This is a genomic window from Synechococcus sp. MU1611, from assembly GCF_020514255.1.
GTDB lineage: Bacteria > Cyanobacteriota > Cyanobacteriia > PCC-6307 > Cyanobiaceae > Parasynechococcus.
In genome coordinates this window covers 1-15,891 of sequence record NZ_VTLC01000002.1, presented here as the reverse complement: position 1 = coordinate 15,891, position 15,891 = coordinate 1, and the positions used below count along the sequence as shown (strand labels likewise).

Sequence of the window (15,891 nt, the reverse complement as noted above, 5' to 3'; positions counted from 1 at the left end):
ACGGCTTGACGCCCCAACGCCCCACCTCTCAATGCCCCACGGTCCGGCTGGTGCTGGCCATCAGCCTCGACGGCCGCTTGGCACCGCCTCAAGGCGGTGCGGCCCAGCTGGGTGGAGCCGGAGACCGGCGTGCTTTGGAGCAGGCACTGGCTTGGGCAGATGCCTGCCTGATTGGCGCTGGGACCTTGCGCGCCCATCAGTGCACCTGCTTGATCCGTAACCCTCAGTTGTTGGAGCAGCGCCTGCAGGAGGGGCGACCACAGCAGCCGGCCGCTGTGGTGGTCAGCCGATCGCTCGGCTTCTCGCGCACCTGGCAGTTCTTTGACCAGCCACTTCAGCGTTGGCTCTTGGCTCCGGCACCCATGCATCAGGGCTTTGATCGTTGGTTCCCTTTGGCGCCAACCTGGCCGGAGCGGCTCCAAGCGCTGGGCGCGGCTGGGATTCAGCGGCTCGTGCTTTTGGGTGGCGCTCAACTCACCGCAGATCTGCTGGCAGCGGACTGCGTCGATGCTCTCCAGCTCACAGTGGTGCCCCAGCTGCTTGGCGGTCCCTTCAGCTGGTTGCCACTCACGGATTCGCCATTGCCTGCTTCTTTGGTGCAACCGGGCGCCTGGCAGTCCGATGGCGTTGAGGACCTCGGTCACGGGGAGTGGCTTCTTCGCTACGAGAGGATCCGCTAGGGAACTTTCCTGAGCCTTTAATCAGCCCGTGGTTCTCTCTGGTTAAGGTCATCAGCGATGGCCAATGACACCGTCTGAATGACGTCACTCACGGCCCGCTGGCATCGCTCCATCAACGAGATCACTGAGCAGCAGTGGAACAGCCTGGTTGGAGACGATGCGATCCCCTTTTACCGCTGGAGCTGGTTGGAGGCCCTGGAAAGCTCCGGCAGCACCATCCCTGATCAAGGCTGGCAACCCTTGCATCTGGCCCTCTGGCGGGATGACAGTCCGATTGCTGTGGCCCCTCTGTTCCTGAAGGGGCACAGCTATGGCGAGTTTGTGTTTGACCAGACCTTTGCGCGCCTCGCCGCTGATCTGGGCTTGCACTACTACCCCAAGCTCCTTGGGATGAGCCCGGTCAGCCCCGTGCTGGGGTATCGCTTTCATGTGCGGGCTGGAGAGGACGAGGCTCTGCTCACACGGGAGCTGCTGCGGGCGATTGATCGCTTCTGCGAACAGAACGGCATCCTCAGCTGCAATTTTCTCTATGTGGATCCGCAGTGGCGGCCCCTGGCGGAATCGGGAGGCTGCGCCGCTTGGCTGAACCAGCAGAGCCTCTGGAGCCGAGGCGATGATCAGAGCTTTGAGGACTATCTCAAGGGCTTCAATGCCAACCAGCGCCGCAACATCAAGCGGGAGCGCAAGGCCGTAGCCAAGGCGGGAATCACAGTGACGCCGCTCAGCGGAGACCAGCTCGATCTGAAGCTGCTTCAGACCATGCATCGCTTTTATGAGCAGCACTGTGCTCGCTGGGGACCCTGGGGCAGCAAATATCTGGAGGAGGGTTTTTTTGAAGCGCTGGCACGGCTGCACCGCGATCAGCTGGTGCTCTTCTCAGCCCACCGCGGTGATCCTCACGATCCGGTCGCCATGTCGATGTGCGTCCAGGACGGCCGTCAGTTGTGGGGCCGGTATTGGGGCAGCAACGAGGAAATTGATTGTCTCCACTTTGAAGTCTGTTACTACGCCCCGATTGAATGGGCCCTGGCCAACAACATCACCAGTTTTGACCCTGGAGCCGGTGGCAGTCACAAACGTCGCCGGGGCTTTGTGGCACGCCCTCACGCCAGCCTGCACCGGTGGTACCAGCCCCAAATGGATCAGTTGATCCGCACCTGGTTGCCGAAGGTGAACGGCCTGATGCTGGAAGAGATCGAGGCCATCAATGCGGAGCTGCCCTTCAAAGCAGAACCTCCTGCCTTGGCTTTGTAGGTTGAAGGCATGACCACAACCCCTGAAGCACCGGCATCGACCGCCGCCGCGATGGATGCCCTGGATCATCGCCTGTCTCAGCGTTTCATCGCCTTGGACCCGAGCGGATATTTCCTGATCAAGCTGGATCGTGATGCAGCCGAACTGGTGCTGGAGCACTACGGCAACACCATTGATGACAAAGGGCTGGCCAGAGATTCCGACACCGGTGAGGTGTTGCGTTGTGACGGGGCAAATGCCCCCCGGCGGCCCTCAGCGATCTATCGCGGCCGTACAGCCAAACAGCTCGGCATTGATCTCACTGAGGGGGATGAGCCTCATCCGCTGAGTCTTCTCGATCATGCCCTTTATCTCGGGCGAGAGTTGCAGAAGGCCGAACAGTGTCTCCGAGACGGCACGGACTATGTGCAGGACTGAGTTTTAAACGGGTTGTAATTCTTTTGGAGTGGTGGGTTCTTCAGGCGGCAAGGATTCCAGCTGCTCGCGGATTTCCTGCTGAACGATCGAGCGGTACTCGAGGAAGTGCTCGTTGTGGGCCAACACGACCAAAAACTGCTCCAGCAGAGCAGGGTTATGGCGGGCCATCCCAAACATGTATTTCCAGAAACGACTGCGGGTATCGCGTTTGATCCCCTGACGCCAGACCACGGTGCTCAAAGCCTTGATATCAATCCACGTCGGAAGCTTTGCGGCAGCTTTCCAGCGGGGGGCACCCATTTTCAGGTAGTAGCTGTAGACCCGATCCATGTAGGCATTGGGTTCGTAGAGCGCGCAGAAGGCTTCCACGTACTCGTTGGCGATGTCTCGGATCGGTCGGGTGGGTTCGAAGTTGAGCAAGTTGGTCTGATTCACGCCCTTGGCGGCATCTTCTCCCTGAATCAGCCGACCTTCCCGCTCCAGCCGCGCCCACAGGGCTGTCTTGGGTAAGGCCTGAAGCATGCCCATCATCGCGGCGGGAATGCCGGTGCGGGTCACGAAGTCCACGATCCGGCGGCCTGCTCCATCCTTTTCGCCGTCAAAGCCGATGATGAAGCCAGCCATGACTCGGATGCCGTTCGCCGTGATCCGGTCAACAGCAGCATCGAGCGGGTTGCGCGTGTTCTGCACCTTGCGGGCTGTTTCCAGGCTGGCTTCATCTGGGGTTTCGATGCCCAGGAAGACGCTTTCGAATCGCGCATCGTGCATCATCCGCATCATCTCGTCGTCGTCGGCCAGGTCCACGGAGGCTTCAGTGGCGAAGCTGAACGGGTACCCCCGCTCCTTCTGCCACGTGCGGATCTGCGGTAGCAGCAGCTTGGCGTTGCGCTTGTTGCCGATGAAGTTGTCGTCCACCAGGAAGATCGACCGTCGCCAGCCCAGGTCGTAGAGGTACTGCAGCTCCGCCACCAATTGCTCGGGGGTTTTGGTTCGGGGTTTGCGGCCGTAGAGAACGATGATGTCGCAGAACTCGCAGTTGAAGGGGCAGCCGCGGGAGAACTGAACGCTCATCGAGTCGTAGGCGTCGAGCTGCAGCAGATCGAAGCGGGGAATCGGTGTGGCAGTGACGTCCGGCTTGTCTCCCTCTGAGGTGAACCGACCCTTGGTGTCGCCCCGTTCCAGGGCTTCCAGGAACATCGGCAGGGTGATTTCCCCCTCATCGAGGATCTTGAAATCCGCCAAATCCAGTTCGGGTGCATCCGGTGTGGAGCTGGCGAAGGGGCCTCCGATGGCCACTGGTAGGCCTCGCTGCTTGGCCTTGCCGATCTGCACGGCCATGTCGTCCTTCTGAACGATCATTCCCGAAATGATGACCAGTTCGGCCCAGCTCCATTCCTCTTCTGTCACCTCCCGCACGTTGCGGTCCACCAGCTTCATCTCCCAGTCCTGGGGCAGCAGCGCAGCTACCGTGCACATCCCCAGAGGAGGCAGCAACACCTTGCGGTTCACCAGCTCAAGGATCTTCTCGTAACTCCAGAAGGTCTTTGGGAACTCGGGGTAAACAAAAAGGGTACGCATGGCGTCGGGCGTTGATGGATGGACGTCCGGTTGGCCCGGTTAGAGATACCTCTCAATAGGTATCGGCTGTTCACAAACCCTAAGCGCAATGGCCTGAACCCAGGCGAATGTCTGATCTAATAGTGGTCACCTCAGTACTTGCACATGGGCGTCGGCATTTATCTCGGCCTGGTTGGTTCTGGTCTGGTGACGGCTTTTGTGCTCACCAAGATCCTCAAGGGAATCAAGCTCATCTGAGCTGTTCCAGACGCTTCGCCCCTCGTTTTCGCATCCAGAGCACAGCCACAGCAGCGCTGAGGCCTCCGGTGAGTGCAAAGGCCGTTGACAGGCTGGTGGTCTTCACCAGCAGGGCAATAAGCAATCCACACATGCCGCCTCCGCCCAGGAAGGCGATCTGGCTCAGTCCAGCCATGCGGCCGCGCATCACCTGTGGTGAACCGATCTGACTGATCAGGTTGCAGCTGCTCAGCAGTCCGGCGGTGCCGGCGCCGATCAGGAAGGCCATGGCCAGGCTGAATCCTGGCCCGGGTGTGCGGGCCATCCCCAGCTGGGCCACAGCGGTGACCAAGCCGAAGCTCCCGAGGGTGAGGAACGGGCGCCGGCAGAAACGTTGGCTGTTGCGTTGCAGCACCGCGCCGCCCACGATGCTTCCGGCGGCCAGCACGCTGGTGAAAAGCGCCAGGTCTCCAGGATCGGGTCCCAGCATGCGATCTGCAATCAATGGGGCCAGTCCCGGGTGGTAGAACCCGATCAGACAGAGAACGGCGGTGAAGCTGAGCACCCCCTGTAGGGTGCTGCCGCAGTGGCGCCAGGCATTGAGCAAGCTGGCGTCCTGGCCGCCGCCGCTGCGCACCTCCTGATCCCGATTCGGACTGAGCAGGAACATCACACTGGCGATCGGCAGCAGATAGCTGGCCGCATCAATGCCCAGGGCCCAGGCCGGGCCCGTGGCCACCAGTAACCAAGCACCGATTGGGGGGCCCACCAGCTTGCCCACGTTGAACACCACCGAAAAGCTGGTGAGGTAGCCCGCCAGCTGCCCGGGTTGCTCGACCAGGATTGAGCAGTACTTGTTGCGGGCTGTCAGCTCATAGGCGCCGGCGATGCCCACCAGCAACGTGCTGCAGAGCAGCAGCAGCACCTGGGGTGTGCCCTCCAAGAGAGGAATGGCCAGTGCCCCCAGGCCTGAGGCGGCCAGCAGCGCCCATTGCGCCTGCACCAGCACCCCTTCACAGCCCACGCGGTCGGTGCGCACTCCCGCTGGTCCGCTCACCAGCAGGGTCGGCAGCGACAGCGCGGCGAAGTTCAATGCCAGCACGAAGGGATCCACCTCTCCTTTCATCAGGATCCAGCCCTTGGCGGTGATGCCGGCGAACGAACCGGCCGTGCTCACGCCGGAGGCAATCAGAAAAAGCTGGCGTTGCTGCTCGGCCTGCAGTTTGAAAAGGGTCAACCCTGGCGTCTAGCTGCGGCCACCATGGCGCGGGCACCCACAATCCGCCCGCTGAGGTCGTAGATGTCAGCACCGGTGATCTCCACCGGCACCAGGCTCCCCGGTGCGGCCTGTTGACCATCGGCGCCGGGTTGCACCCGCACTTCGCCGTCCACTTCTGGAGCAAAGCGGGCGCAGCGACCGATCATCTCGCCGGTTTGCGGGTTGTGTTGTTCGATCAGCACGTCCACGGTGCGACCCACCCAGCGGCTGTTGCGTTCCGCCGAAATCGGTTGTTGCAGAGCCATCAGGGCATCCTTGCGTGCCTGGGCCACCTCTGGATCGACGCGATCGGGCAGGTCGGCAGCTGCCGTGCCGTCCTCCGGCGAGAAGGTGAACACCCCCACGTGATCGAAGCGCTGCCGCTCGAGGAAGCCCATCAGGTGCTGGAAGTGCTCTTCCGTTTCGCCAGGAAACCCCACGATCAGCGTGGTGCGCAGCACCGCGTCGGGGAGTTGCTCGCGGATCTGATCCAGCAGGCGGTCGTTCACATCCGCCTGCCAGGGGCGGTTCATCGCCCGCAGCACCTCCGGATGGCTGTGCTGCAGCGGCAGATCGAGATAGGGCACCACGTTGGGCACCTCCCGGTAGGCCGCCAGCACATCCGGGGTCAGCCCGGTGGGGTAGGCGTAGTGCACCCGGATCCAGGGGATCTCCACGTCGCCCAGGGCCCGCAGCAGTTCCGCCAGCTTGGGTTTGCCGTAGAGGTCGAGGCCGTAGTTGGTGGTGATCTGGCTGATCAGGATCAGCTCCTGCACCCCCTGTTCGGCCAGTTGGTGGGCTTCGGCCACGATCGATTCGATCGGTCGGCTGCGCTGATCCCCCCGCAGCTTCGGAATGATGCAGAAGGCGCAGCGGTAATCGCAGCCCTCGGCCACTTTGAGGAAGGCCACCGCCTGGTCGGTGGTGCGCTGGCGCGGCAGATATTCATCGCCCACAAAGGTGGGAACGGCGCTGACCCGGTTGACCCGCTCGCCTGCCTCCACCCGCTGCAGCACGTCAACGATGTGCTGGTAATCGCCGGTTCCCACAATGGCCTTGGCTTCCGGAATCGACTCCAGTAATTCCTCCTGGAAATGCTGGGCCAGGCATCCCGCGATGATCAGCTCCTTGCCCTGTTCTGCCAGTCCCACCAGGGTTCGCACCGATTCCTCGCGGGCGTCCTGAATGAAGCTGCAGGTGTTCACCACCACCACGGCGGCATCGTTTTCATCGGTGCTAACGCCATAGCCCGCTTCCGCCAGCAGCCCCACCATGTGTTCGGTGTCGACCCGATTCTTCTCGCACCCCAGGTGGGCGAACGCGACCGTCGGTTTTGTCGGGGTGCTTGTCATCACGTCGCCGGCAGGCCATCTCTCAGCCTACGAAGCGGCTTGATCACGCCGGAACTGACAGAATTCGAATACTTGAAGATCAAGGATGGGCACCACCCGTCTCTTTAGCCGTCGACGCCAAGATTCAGGCGCGAAATGGGCCCGCATCGCCATGGCGGTGCTGGCCACTGCTGGGCTGATCGACACCGGTTCGATCACCCTCAAGCGCTGGGGCCTGCTTGGCAACCTCACCTGTCCGATGGGGGCTGACGGTTGCGACAAGGTGCTCAACAGCGCCTGGGGGACGGTCTTCGCTGAGATCCCTCTTTCGCTGATAGGAGTGCTGGCCTATGGCGCGGTGCTCCTGATGGCGCTGCTGCCCTTGTTGCCAGGTCTGCAGGAAAACAAGGCCGACCTCTCGCGACGCACCTGGTGGGGCCTGTTCACGGTCTCCCTAGCGATGGCCGTCTTCAGCGGTGTGCTGCTGGGCGTGATGCTGCTCAAGATTCAGGCCTTCTGTTTCTTCTGTGTTCTCTCCGCGGCGCTGTCCCTGGCTTTGTTGGTGCTCTCCATCATTGGAGGCGGCTGGGAGGATCTGGGGCAGCTGCTGTTCCGCGGTGTGCTGCTGGCCCTGGCCGTGCTTCTGGGGGGCTTGATTTGGGCGTCGGTGGTCGATCCCAATCGGCCCGAGACCGTGGCCAGCGGCACCGGCGTTGCCCCGCTCGTCACGACCGAGAGCACACCTGCGTCGATCGCCTTGGCCGAGCACCTCACCAGCAGTGGCGCGGTGATGTATTCCGCTTACTGGTGCCCCCATTGCCATGATCAGAAGGAGCTTTTCGGAAAGCAGGCTTCCGATCAGCTCAAGGTGGTTGAGTGCGCGCCTGATGGTGAAAACAATCAGGCTGACCTCTGCCGCAGCAAAGGATTAGAGGGCTTCCCCAGCTGGGAGATCAATGGCAGCGTCGACTCCGGCGTGAAAGGGCTCGACACCTTGGCGGAACTCAGCGGCTACGACGGCAACACCGACTTCTAAATCAAGGGCGCACGGCTCGGGTGAAGATGCCCTGCTCTCGTTGCTGCCTGGAATGCTGCCGCCATTGCGGCAGCGGCGCCGGAGCATCGCTGCGGTAATGACCGCCTCGGCTTTCTCCGCGAAACAGGCAGGCCTCCAGCATCAGACGGCTGGTTAAAAGCCGGTGGTGCAGATCCAGCAACAGGTTCAGATCGCGTCGGCTGCTTTCCGCCAGCAGGCGAGGGGCACAGGGGTCCGCTCGCCTGCTGGCCCGAAGCAGAGGCTGCTGTTCCAGGTGCTGTTCGTCCTCCTTGACCTTGGTTAGGGCCTTGCGCAGTCCGGAGGCGGACCGCTCCACACCCGCCCGCCGCCAGCAGAGTTGTCGCAGCTGTTCGATCGCGTCGATCAACTGCGAACTACTGCTCCCGTCCAGGTCGAGCTCGAGGGGTTGGGCTGTGCCGTTGGTAGGTGTCGGCAGGGCTGGCCCGAGCTCGATCTCCTTGAGTCGATGGGCGAACACCAGGCACTCCATCAGGGAGTTGCTGGCAAGACGGTTGGCCCCATGCAGGCCGGTGCAGGCCACCTCCCCCACGGCATAAAGCCCCGGCAGTGTGGTGGCGGCCTGCAGATCCGTGGCGACTCCTCCCATCCAGTAGTGGGCAGCCGGGGCCACGGGAATCGGCCGTTCCAAGGGATTGAGTCCGAGTTCATCGCAGCGGTCCAGGATTGTTGGGAAGCGTCGCTCCGCTTGGTCGCGCGGGATGGCGGCGAAGTCCAGCCACATCTGTTTCACCTGCTGCCGCTGCATGGCTTGCATTAAGGCCCGGCTCACCTGATCCCGCGGTGAGAGGTCGCGTTGGCGCAGATGGGCCACAGGGCTGCCCCCGAGGGAATCCACCAGCACTCCACCTTCGCCGCGAACGGCTTCGGAGATCAGAAAACAGGGTGCGTCATCCAGGCGGATGGCCGTGGGATGGAATTGCACGAACTCCAGATCTTCTACTGCAGCCCCCGCTTGCCAGGCCAGGGCGATGCCCTCGCCGCAGGCCTGGGCAGGATTGGTGGTGTTGGCAAACAGATGGCCTCCCCCGCCGCTGGCCAGCACGACAGCGCGGGCTTCGATGCCGTGAAGATTCGCCCCATCCAGCACCTGCACGCCGCAGCAGCGCCTATCGCGCACCAGCAGCTGGGTCACCCGGACGCCGCGGCGGTGCAGCAACCCCGGCCGTTGCTCGACACGATCCCGCAGCACATCCACAAGAGCCCGTCCGGTTTGGTCCTGCACATGCAGGACTCGCCTGTGGCTGTGGGCTGCTTCCAGGGTGGTGGCAAGACCGTCTTGATCCCGGTCAAAAGCCATGCCCAGTTGGTCAAGACGATCCACGCAATGGGGTGCCTCCTGCACCAGCAGTCGCACCGCATCGCCATCACAGAGGTCAGCTCCGGCCAGAAGGGTGTCCTCGGCATGGCTGTCGGCGCTGTCTTCCTTCCGGGTCACCGCGGCGATGCCGCCCTGGGCCCAGCGGCTGGAGGAACGCCGCCCCGTGTTGCGGTTGAGAAGTAAGACCTTCAGCTCTGGGGGTAGATCAAGGCAGGTCATCAACCCAGCTGCCCCGGCACCGATCACCACCACGTCCCAGGGACCTGAGGGGATGGGATCAGAGCAGCGGGGCTGTGCCATCACGGGGACAAAAAAACCGCCGGTGGTCCGGCGGTTCAAGCAATCACAGTCATTGTGACGGGGTTAATGGATCAGCGGTACTGACCGTCATTGATGCGGTCGTCGCCCTCATTCAGAGCAATGGAAGGAGGAGTGACAGTGAAATTGTCGCGATACTTGGCGAAGAGCTCTTGCTGACGATCAGTCAGGTCGAGAGACAGCACGTCGTCAACGCTGTCGTAGGGGCCGCCAAGAACAATTTTCCCGGCCATGGTCGGATACATGCCAGGAAATTGCTGGAAGCGACGCACGGAGGAATTGTTGAGGTCGACCTTGCCTTCACGTTCAGCGATCTTGTCGTCCACAACGTTGCGGATCTCGTTGCCGGAATACTTGCTGCGAAGGTCGTCGTCGGCATAAACGCTGTTGGGAAGCACAAGGCCTGCCATCAGACTTGCCATAACCAGTGCGCCGGTCAGCCAGCTCAGAAGCCGCTTCATCTCAACTCTCGATCAGGGGTCAGAACGGGACGACCGGCGTTGCCGGCTCGGGAAGACTACAAGTCGTTGCCCCTTTAAACCCTCTGATTTGCAGCAGCTTTTGCAGTTCGTTTCACTCGATCAGCCCGCTGAGCCCTGGCTGCAGCAACGCCGAGAGCAGGAATAATCCGTCTACCCAAAGGGTTGTGATCAACACAGCAGCTGCCATGGCTCCGGTCTCACCGTTGGAATCGTTGCCATTCGTGTTCAGGCGACGTCCAACGAATAGGACGATCGCAGCAGCAATCATCAGGGTGACCATGGGCAGGGGCTGAAGCAAATGCAGCCCTGCCTGATGCAGCAGTAGAGGAGCCTGATCCAGGGAAGCGGTCACGACTGCCGGCCAGAACTGCATCACGCCGGTGGCCGCCATGGCCAGGTCTGTGCAGGCTGTACCCAATAGAGATGACAAATAAAACGTTGCCGCCAGCCGCCAGCGGCCCTGCAGGCCACCCAAGGCAACAGGCAAAGCGAAGGCTTCAACGGGCAGGTGCAGCACGGGATGGGCCCGCAGCCAACCCCAGAAAATGCAGCCCGCAAGCCAGCTACCGCTGAAACCAACGAGAAGGGAACCCAGGTCGGAAGCCGTCTGGGAGCGGCTCTGATGCAACACCAGGCCGGCTGCAATCAGAACACCCGTGAAAAGGGTTGCTGAGAAAGGATCCAGACGAACCCAAGGTGCCTGCAGAAACACAGGCAGCACCACCATTGCTGCAGCGATGCGCGCGACCGGAAAGGACCACGACCGTGCGGAGGCTGAGGTTTGCCAGGTGCCGCCGATCAAATCCTTTTCATGAAGAAAGTCACGGAACCTTAGAAGACATCTTCAAGTGACGCGGCCGACATCCCTGCCTTGCGGGCCGGGGATACCGTCAAGGCGACATCTGTTGTCTCGATGGCGGACCCCTCTGCATCCATAACCCTGCTTGAGGCCTGCTGGCGTGATCTGGTGCTGGGAGTGGTGCAGGGACTCACTGAATTTCTGCCGATCAGCAGCACCGCTCATCTAAAGGTGGTGCCTGTGCTCTTGGGTTGGGGCGACCCTGGCGTTTCTGTTACCGCCGCGATTCAACTGGGCAGCATCGTTGCGGTGATCGCCTATTTCCGCAGCGATCTCAGCCAGGTGCTGCGGGGAATCAGTCGTGCCATTCGCCATGGCCAGTGGCGGGAGCCGGAGGCACGTCTTGGACTCGCCATGGCGGTGGGCACCCTGCCGATCTTGGTGGTCGGGCTGGGCATCAAATTCTTCTGGGCTCAGGGTTACGAACAGTCGCCCCTGCGCAGTGTTCTTTCCATTGCGATCGTCTCGATCGTGATGGCTTTGTTGCTTGCTTTGGCGGAACGGGCTGGAACCCGTCGCAAGCAGCTCCCGGATGTTTCAGGGCGTGATGGCTTCGTGGTGGGCGTGGCGCAGGCGTTGGCCTTGATTCCAGGGGTGTCCCGTTCTGGCAGCACCCTCACAGCTGCCCTGTTCGATGGTTGGCAGCGGGCCGACGCCGCACGCTTCTCTTTCCTGCTCGGCATCCCCGCTATCACGATTGCGGGGCTGGTGGAACTCAAGGATGCTCTGGATGCCAGTGCTGGTAACGGCCCCCTCCCGTTGTTGGTAGGCATTTTTTCAGCTGCCTTGGTGTCCTGGCTGGCGATTGATTGGTTGCTGAAGTTCCTCCAGCGCCACAGCACTTGGATCTTTGTTGCCTACAGGCTGCTGTTCGGTCTGCTTCTGCTGGTCTGGTGGGGCGCTCACGGCGCACACTGAGTTCAGATGAAGTCGGCTTGTGTGGAATGAGCCATCCGCTGGAGTTGCCGTAGCAGCTCTGGATCCAACCAGCAGTGGCCGCCAGCCGCAGCCTGCTGTGGTGGCCTCCGTAGAGGCCGGCTCGATCGGGGAGGAGTTGGGTTTTGAGCCGGGCGATCAGTTGCTCAGCATCAACGGCATTCGACCACGAGATCTGATCGATTACCGCTACCTCTGCGTGGATGAGGAGCTTTGCCTTGAGGTGCGTGATGCAGCGGGTGCTCTGCATCAGGTGGAGTTGGAAAAGGAGGCTGATGACGGTCTTGGCCTGGCCTTCACCGAGGCCCTGTTTGATGGCTTGCGTCAGTGCAATAACAATTGTCCGTTCTGTTTCATCGATCAACAGCCCCCAGGCCGGCGCGACAGTCTTTACCTAAAAGACGACGATTACCGGCTGAGCTTTCTCTATGGCTCCTATCTGACCCTCACCAATTTGGGCGAGGCCGATTGGCAGCGGATTGAGGAGCAGCGTTTATCTCCATTGTTTGTATCGGTGCATGCCACGGAGCCTGACCTGCGCTCCCGGCTGCTGGTGAACCCGCGTGCTGCCCAGGTGATGGATCAGCTCGCCTGGTTTGACCAGCGTGATCTGCAGATTCATGCCCAGGTGGTGGTCTGCCCAGGGCTTAATGACGGTCCTGCACTGGAGAGGACCTTGGACGACCTGGCGTCCTTCGCGTCTGGCCCCTGGCCGGCGGTGTTGTCCGCAGCGGTTGTTCCGGTGGGGCTTACCCGGTTCAGGCCGGCTGAAGATGGCCTTGTTCCTGTGGATCCGGCCTGTGCCCGGCAGGTGATTGCCCAGGTGGAACCCATGCAGCAGAACTTCCAGGCGGCCTTGGGCACTCGCTTTGCTTGGCTCTCGGATGAGTGGTACTTGATGGCTGGGTTGCCGTTGCCGCCTCGGGATGACTACGAGGATCTTCCGCAGCAGGAGAACGGCGTGGGCAGCATTCGAGCCTTCCTCGAAGCTCTGGATGCCGCGACTGAAGACCTGCCCAGAGCGGTTCCGCAGCCCCGTCGTTGCAGCTGGGTGGTGGGTCAGATCGTCGCACAGGCATTGCAGCCCGTGGCCGAACGGTTGAATGGCGTTGATGGTGTCGAGTTTCACCTGATCGGACTGCCGAGTCCCTATTGGGGGCAGGACCAAGTGGTGACCGGACTGTTGACTGGACAGGATCTGCTCAGTGGGTTGCAGGGGCGAGATCTTGGCGATGAGCTGCTGCTGCCGTCGGTGATGTTGCGGCAGGGGCAGCCTGTGTTCCTCGATGACATGACCTTGGAGGCCCTGGCCGCGCAGCTGCCGGTCCCCATCCGGATTGTGCATGGGGCGGCTGACGTCGTGGCCTCAGTTTTGAGTGCCGTAGGAAAAAGTCCCTAAGCTCCGCCAAAGGTTTTGATTGCTGTGCGCCGGATCACCGCGGGTATTTGTCTCGTTGCGGGCGTCGTCTCCACCGGTGTTCCCTCTGCATTCAGCCAGGAGACTGCGCAGACTGAGTCGGCATTGGTTGACCAGAACACGCTTCCCGATGCGATCGATTTGAAGGGTGCACGCCCCAAGGCTGATCCATCTGTCGTAGCTCCGGCTCTCGACGTCTTGCCGCCTCCCCTCGTTCCTTTGGCTGCTCCCCCCAGCCTGGCGCTCCCTGATGCGCCGGCTCAGGTGCGCATTCATGAGCTGCGTCCTCTCACCCTGGAGGAGGCTCTTCAGCTGGCCGAGTTCAACAGCCCGAAGCTCAAGGCTGCTGCCAGTCGGGTTGATCAGGCCAAGTCTGCACTCCGCGCAGCGATTGCAGCTTGGTACCCCACTGTCGACCTCTCGGCCAGTGGTCTCCCTGAATATCTCAAGTCGTACTCCTACCAAAATCCAGATTTCGTCCCAGATCGGGTAGTTCGAAAACCCACGACCCGCGTTATCAATCCCGTCACCGGTGAAAAAAGTGGGACCAATCCCAACACCGGTGAAGAGTTCACAAAGCCTGTCACGCGGGATGGGTACAACGAGCGCTACGGCCGAGAGTGGCGTCTCAATGTCAACTTGCAGGTCAGTTGGGACCTGATTAATCCCGCACGTGTTCCCCAGATCGCTGCAGCTCGGGATCAGTTTGAGCGGGCGCGCGATTCCTATCTCATAGCTTTGCGTGATCTGCGTCTTAACTCAGCAACTGCCTACTTCAATCTGCAAGAAGCTGATGAAGGTGTCCGCATTGGCCAAGTCTCGGTTCAGGCTTCGTTGGTGAGTTTGCGTGATGCACGGGCCCGCTTCAACGCAGGCGTCAATACCAAATTGGAGGTTTTGGAGGCAGAGACTCAGTTGGCTCGCGACCGCAATCTGCTCACCACTCGTTTGGGTGAGCAAAGCGTTTCGCGTCGTCGGTTGGCATCGCTGCTCGATCTTCCACAGGATGTGACTCCAACCGCAGCGACACCTGCTCGCCCATTGGGCTTGTGGGAGCCATCGCTTGAAGAGAGCATCGTTGCTGCTTACAACTACCGCGAGGAGCTCGACCAATTAATCCTCGATATCTCCATCAACAACAGCCGAGCTAATGCGTCTCTTGCCGCTGTTCAGCCCGTTCTCAGGTTTGTTAACTCCACCTCGACAAGTCGGACCCAAGGTCAGACCGGTCAGACGTCGAACGATATTGATATGGGCAATTTCACATACGGCTTTCAGAACAGCACGGCGTTGACGGCAACCTGGCGCTTGTTTGATGGCGGACGGGCCCGCGCCCAATACCGGCGCTCCAAGCAGGCCGCAGACGAGAGCCGATTCAATTTCGCCGATACCCGTGATCAGATCCGGCTTGAAGTTGAGGACAGCTTCATCGATCTACGAACAGCCATTCAGAGCATTGAGACCACGTCTAGCGAGGTGGTGTCATCTCGAGAATCCCTGCGTCTGTCGCAGCTTCGGGTCCAGGCTGGCGTCAGCACCCAGCGGGAAGTGGTTAACAACCAGCGTGATCTCACCAACGCTGAGCTGCGATACGCCGGCGCAATTCGCGATTACAACACCAATCTGGCGCAGCTGAGGCGCCGAACAGGTTTGGATGCCTTGGTGGTTTGTAATGCCGTGTCGCTGCCGGCAGCCAAGCCGGTACCTGATCAAGCACCGATTCCCATTGAGCCAACGCCGCTCAAGTCCGCCTGTCCCTCCTTAGCTTTCTCAGATTCGACGGTGAATCAGACTGAGAGCAGTCCTGTTCAGCCTCTGTGGTGACGTTGGTGCTCAGTGACGATCAACTGAGCTCAGTACATTTGCTGCTGGATCGCATTCGTGCTCGTCAGCTGCAGGATTTTGGCCAGATCGGTTCCGATGTGAAGCCGGATGGTTCCTTGATCACCGACTGCGATCGCTGGAGTGATGCCTCTCTGGTTGAGGGCTTGGCCAGCATTGCCCCAGGGGAGGGCGTCCTCAGCGAGGAGGGATCCAAAACAGTCCCAGCCACGCGGGCCTATTGGGTGGTGGACCCTTTGGATGGGACCACCAATTTTGCGGCCGGCATTCCCTATTGGGCGATTTCCGTGGCGCGTTTTGTTGACGGCCGACCCAGTGAGGTCTTTCTGGATGTGCCAGCACTGGGGCAACGCTTTGTCGCTCTGCGTGGCCGCGGCGCCACCCGAAACAATCAACCGCTCACGTCTGAGACCCGAGCGTTGGCGACCAGTGCCTGTGTTTCGCTTTGCAGTCGTTCGATCCGTGTGCTGCAGCGCAAACCTGATCAGCGCTTCCCTGGAAAGATTCGCTTGCTTGGTGTTGCCAGCCTCAATCTGGTGAGCGTGGCGATGGGGCAGACCATCGCTTCACTAGAGGCCACTCCCAAGATCTGGGATTTGGCTGCGGCCTGGTTGGTGCTCGACGAACTCGGTTGTCCAATTCGCTGGTTGGATGTGGATCCAGCTCAGCTCTCTCCGGGTGAGGACGTTGCTGAACGGGGTTTCCCCATGTTGGCGGCAGGTTCATGGGCTCATCTGGCGCGTTTCCTTCCATGGGGAGAGGCTCTGGTGCAGCCTTGAAACGTGCCTCTTGCGAGCTGGGGAGATGTGGTGTTATGGTTTTGTCTTGCGCGGGAGCCGAGAGGCGAGCGCGCAAGCCGAAGCGCTGAAGGCGAAAGTCTTGATGTGTCTGAGGCGACTTACAAGAT

15 protein-coding genes are annotated in these 15,891 nt (G+C 61.1%); 9 read left to right on the top strand and 6 right to left on the bottom strand.

Translation table 11 applies throughout. The features are described from left to right. Positions 1 to 5: 5 nt before the first annotated feature. The 3 genes from FZZ92_RS04540 (at position 6) to FZZ92_RS04530 (ending at position 2,351) form a co-directional block, all read left to right on the top strand. On the top strand, positions 6 to 680 hold the full coding sequence (locus tag FZZ92_RS04540) for a dihydrofolate reductase family protein (RefSeq protein WP_226399023.1): 675 nt from the start codon (positions 6 to 8) through the stop codon (positions 678 to 680). A 78-nt stretch (positions 681 to 758) separates the two neighbouring features. Then, a complete protein-coding gene (locus FZZ92_RS04535) occupies positions 759 to 1,934 on the top strand; it encodes a GNAT family N-acetyltransferase (RefSeq protein WP_226422697.1) in 1,176 nt (391 codons plus the stop codon). A gap of 9 nt (positions 1,935 to 1,943) precedes the next feature. Further along, on the top strand, positions 1,944 to 2,351 hold the full coding sequence (locus FZZ92_RS04530; protein WP_226399025.1) for a DUF4346 domain-containing protein: 408 nt from the start codon (positions 1,944 to 1,946) through the stop codon (positions 2,349 to 2,351). 3 nt (positions 2,352 to 2,354) lie between these two features. Here FZZ92_RS04530 and FZZ92_RS04525 read toward each other — a convergent pair whose 3' ends face one another. Then, positions 2,355 to 3,929 (bottom strand): B12-binding domain-containing radical SAM protein, encoded by a 1,575-nt coding sequence (locus FZZ92_RS04525; RefSeq protein ID WP_226422696.1) that lies wholly within the window; start codon positions 3,927 to 3,929, stop codon positions 2,355 to 2,357. A gap of 144 nt (positions 3,930 to 4,073) precedes the next feature. Here FZZ92_RS04525 and FZZ92_RS04520 point away from each other — a divergent pair, with 144 nt between their 5' ends. Further along, the gene (locus FZZ92_RS04520; RefSeq protein ID WP_115025429.1) at positions 4,074 to 4,166 is read left to right on the top strand and encodes a cytochrome B6; all 93 of its coding nucleotides are present in this window, start codon (positions 4,074 to 4,076) and stop codon (positions 4,164 to 4,166) included. Here the strand turns inward: FZZ92_RS04520 and FZZ92_RS04515 are convergent. Together FZZ92_RS04515 and rimO are read right to left on the bottom strand one after the other, a co-directional pair. Then, positions 4,159 to 5,382, bottom strand: coding sequence for an MFS transporter (locus FZZ92_RS04515; RefSeq protein ID WP_226422695.1), 1,224 nt, complete (start codon positions 5,380 to 5,382; stop codon positions 4,159 to 4,161). The two genes, FZZ92_RS04520 and FZZ92_RS04515, sit on opposite strands and share 8 nt — an antisense overlap. Beyond that, positions 5,379 to 6,755 carry a 30S ribosomal protein S12 methylthiotransferase RimO gene (rimO, locus tag FZZ92_RS04510; RefSeq protein ID WP_226422694.1) on the bottom strand — a complete coding sequence of 459 codons (1,377 nt, stop codon included), beginning with the start codon at positions 6,753 to 6,755 and terminating at the stop codon, positions 5,379 to 5,381. Before rimO ends, FZZ92_RS04515 begins: the two co-directional genes overlap by 4 nt. Before the next feature lie 85 nt (positions 6,756 to 6,840). Between rimO and FZZ92_RS04505 the strand changes: the two genes are divergently transcribed. After that, positions 6,841 to 7,770: a vitamin K epoxide reductase family protein gene (locus FZZ92_RS04505; RefSeq protein WP_226422693.1), complete on the top strand. Its 930-nt coding sequence runs from the start codon at positions 6,841 to 6,843 to the stop codon at positions 7,768 to 7,770. A gap of 1 nt (position 7,771) precedes the next feature. Here FZZ92_RS04505 and nadB read toward each other — a convergent pair whose 3' ends face one another. The 3 genes from nadB to FZZ92_RS04490 all read right to left on the bottom strand — a co-directional run bounded on the left by nadB (position 7,772) and on the right by FZZ92_RS04490 (position 10,732). Further along, positions 7,772 to 9,430, bottom strand: coding sequence for an L-aspartate oxidase (gene nadB, locus FZZ92_RS04500; RefSeq protein ID WP_226422864.1), 1,659 nt, complete (start codon positions 9,428 to 9,430; stop codon positions 7,772 to 7,774). Between the two features lie 71 nt (positions 9,431 to 9,501). Next, positions 9,502 to 9,909, bottom strand: coding sequence for a photosystem II complex extrinsic protein PsbU (psbU, locus tag FZZ92_RS04495; protein WP_115025434.1), 408 nt, complete (start codon positions 9,907 to 9,909; stop codon positions 9,502 to 9,504). Positions 9,910 to 10,021: 112 nt separating this feature from the next. Continuing rightward, the gene (locus FZZ92_RS04490) at positions 10,022 to 10,732 is read right to left on the bottom strand and encodes a DUF3120 domain-containing protein (RefSeq protein ID WP_226422692.1); all 711 of its coding nucleotides are present in this window, start codon (positions 10,730 to 10,732) and stop codon (positions 10,022 to 10,024) included. A 111-nt stretch (positions 10,733 to 10,843) separates the two neighbouring features. Here FZZ92_RS04490 and FZZ92_RS04485 point away from each other — a divergent pair, with 111 nt between their 5' ends. The 4 genes from FZZ92_RS04485 to FZZ92_RS04470 are packed head-to-tail and all read left to right on the top strand — an operon-like array spanning position 10,844 to position 15,763. Further along, a complete protein-coding gene (locus FZZ92_RS04485) occupies positions 10,844 to 11,707 on the top strand; it encodes an undecaprenyl-diphosphate phosphatase (RefSeq protein ID WP_226422691.1) in 864 nt (287 codons plus the stop codon). 19 nt (positions 11,708 to 11,726) lie between these two features. Continuing rightward, complete coding sequence (locus tag FZZ92_RS04480; RefSeq protein WP_115025437.1) at positions 11,727 to 13,124, top strand: TIGR03279 family radical SAM protein; 1,398 nt, start codon at positions 11,727 to 11,729, stop codon at positions 13,122 to 13,124. A 24-nt stretch (positions 13,125 to 13,148) separates the two neighbouring features. Continuing rightward, on the top strand, positions 13,149 to 14,966 hold the full coding sequence (locus FZZ92_RS04475; protein WP_226422690.1) for a TolC family protein: 1,818 nt from the start codon (positions 13,149 to 13,151) through the stop codon (positions 14,964 to 14,966). After that, on the top strand, positions 14,960 to 15,763 hold the full coding sequence (locus tag FZZ92_RS04470) for an inositol monophosphatase family protein (RefSeq protein ID WP_226399034.1): 804 nt from the start codon (positions 14,960 to 14,962) through the stop codon (positions 15,761 to 15,763). The genes FZZ92_RS04475 and FZZ92_RS04470 overlap by 7 nt, the downstream gene beginning before the upstream one ends. Positions 15,764 to 15,891: the final 128 nt, after the last annotated feature.

What these genes read in the sequence shown, in the direction of transcription:
- FZZ92_RS04535 (WP_226422697.1), top strand. Translation starts at nt 759, where the DNA reads ATGACGTCACTCACGGCCCGCTGGCATCGCTCCATCAACGAGATCACT.
- FZZ92_RS04530 (WP_226399025.1), top strand. Translation starts at nt 1,944, where the DNA reads ATGACCACAACCCCTGAAGCACCGGCATCGACCGCCGCCGCGATGGAT.
- FZZ92_RS04525 (WP_226422696.1), bottom strand. Translation starts at nt 3,929, where the DNA reads ATGCGTACCCTTTTTGTTTACCCCGAGTTCCCAAAGACCTTCTGGAGT.
- FZZ92_RS04520 (WP_115025429.1), top strand. Translation starts at nt 4,074, where the DNA reads ATGGGCGTCGGCATTTATCTCGGCCTGGTTGGTTCTGGTCTGGTGACG.
- rimO (WP_226422694.1), bottom strand. Translation starts at nt 6,755, where the DNA reads ATGACAAGCACCCCGACAAAACCGACGGTCGCGTTCGCCCACCTGGGG.
- FZZ92_RS04505 (WP_226422693.1), top strand. Translation starts at nt 6,841, where the DNA reads ATGGGCACCACCCGTCTCTTTAGCCGTCGACGCCAAGATTCAGGCGCG.
- nadB (WP_226422864.1), bottom strand. Translation starts at nt 9,430, where the DNA reads ATGGCACAGCCCCGCTGCTCTGATCCCATCCCCTCAGGTCCCTGGGAC.
- psbU (WP_115025434.1), bottom strand. Translation starts at nt 9,909, where the DNA reads ATGAAGCGGCTTCTGAGCTGGCTGACCGGCGCACTGGTTATGGCAAGT.
- FZZ92_RS04485 (WP_226422691.1), top strand. Translation starts at nt 10,844, where the DNA reads ATGGCGGACCCCTCTGCATCCATAACCCTGCTTGAGGCCTGCTGGCGT.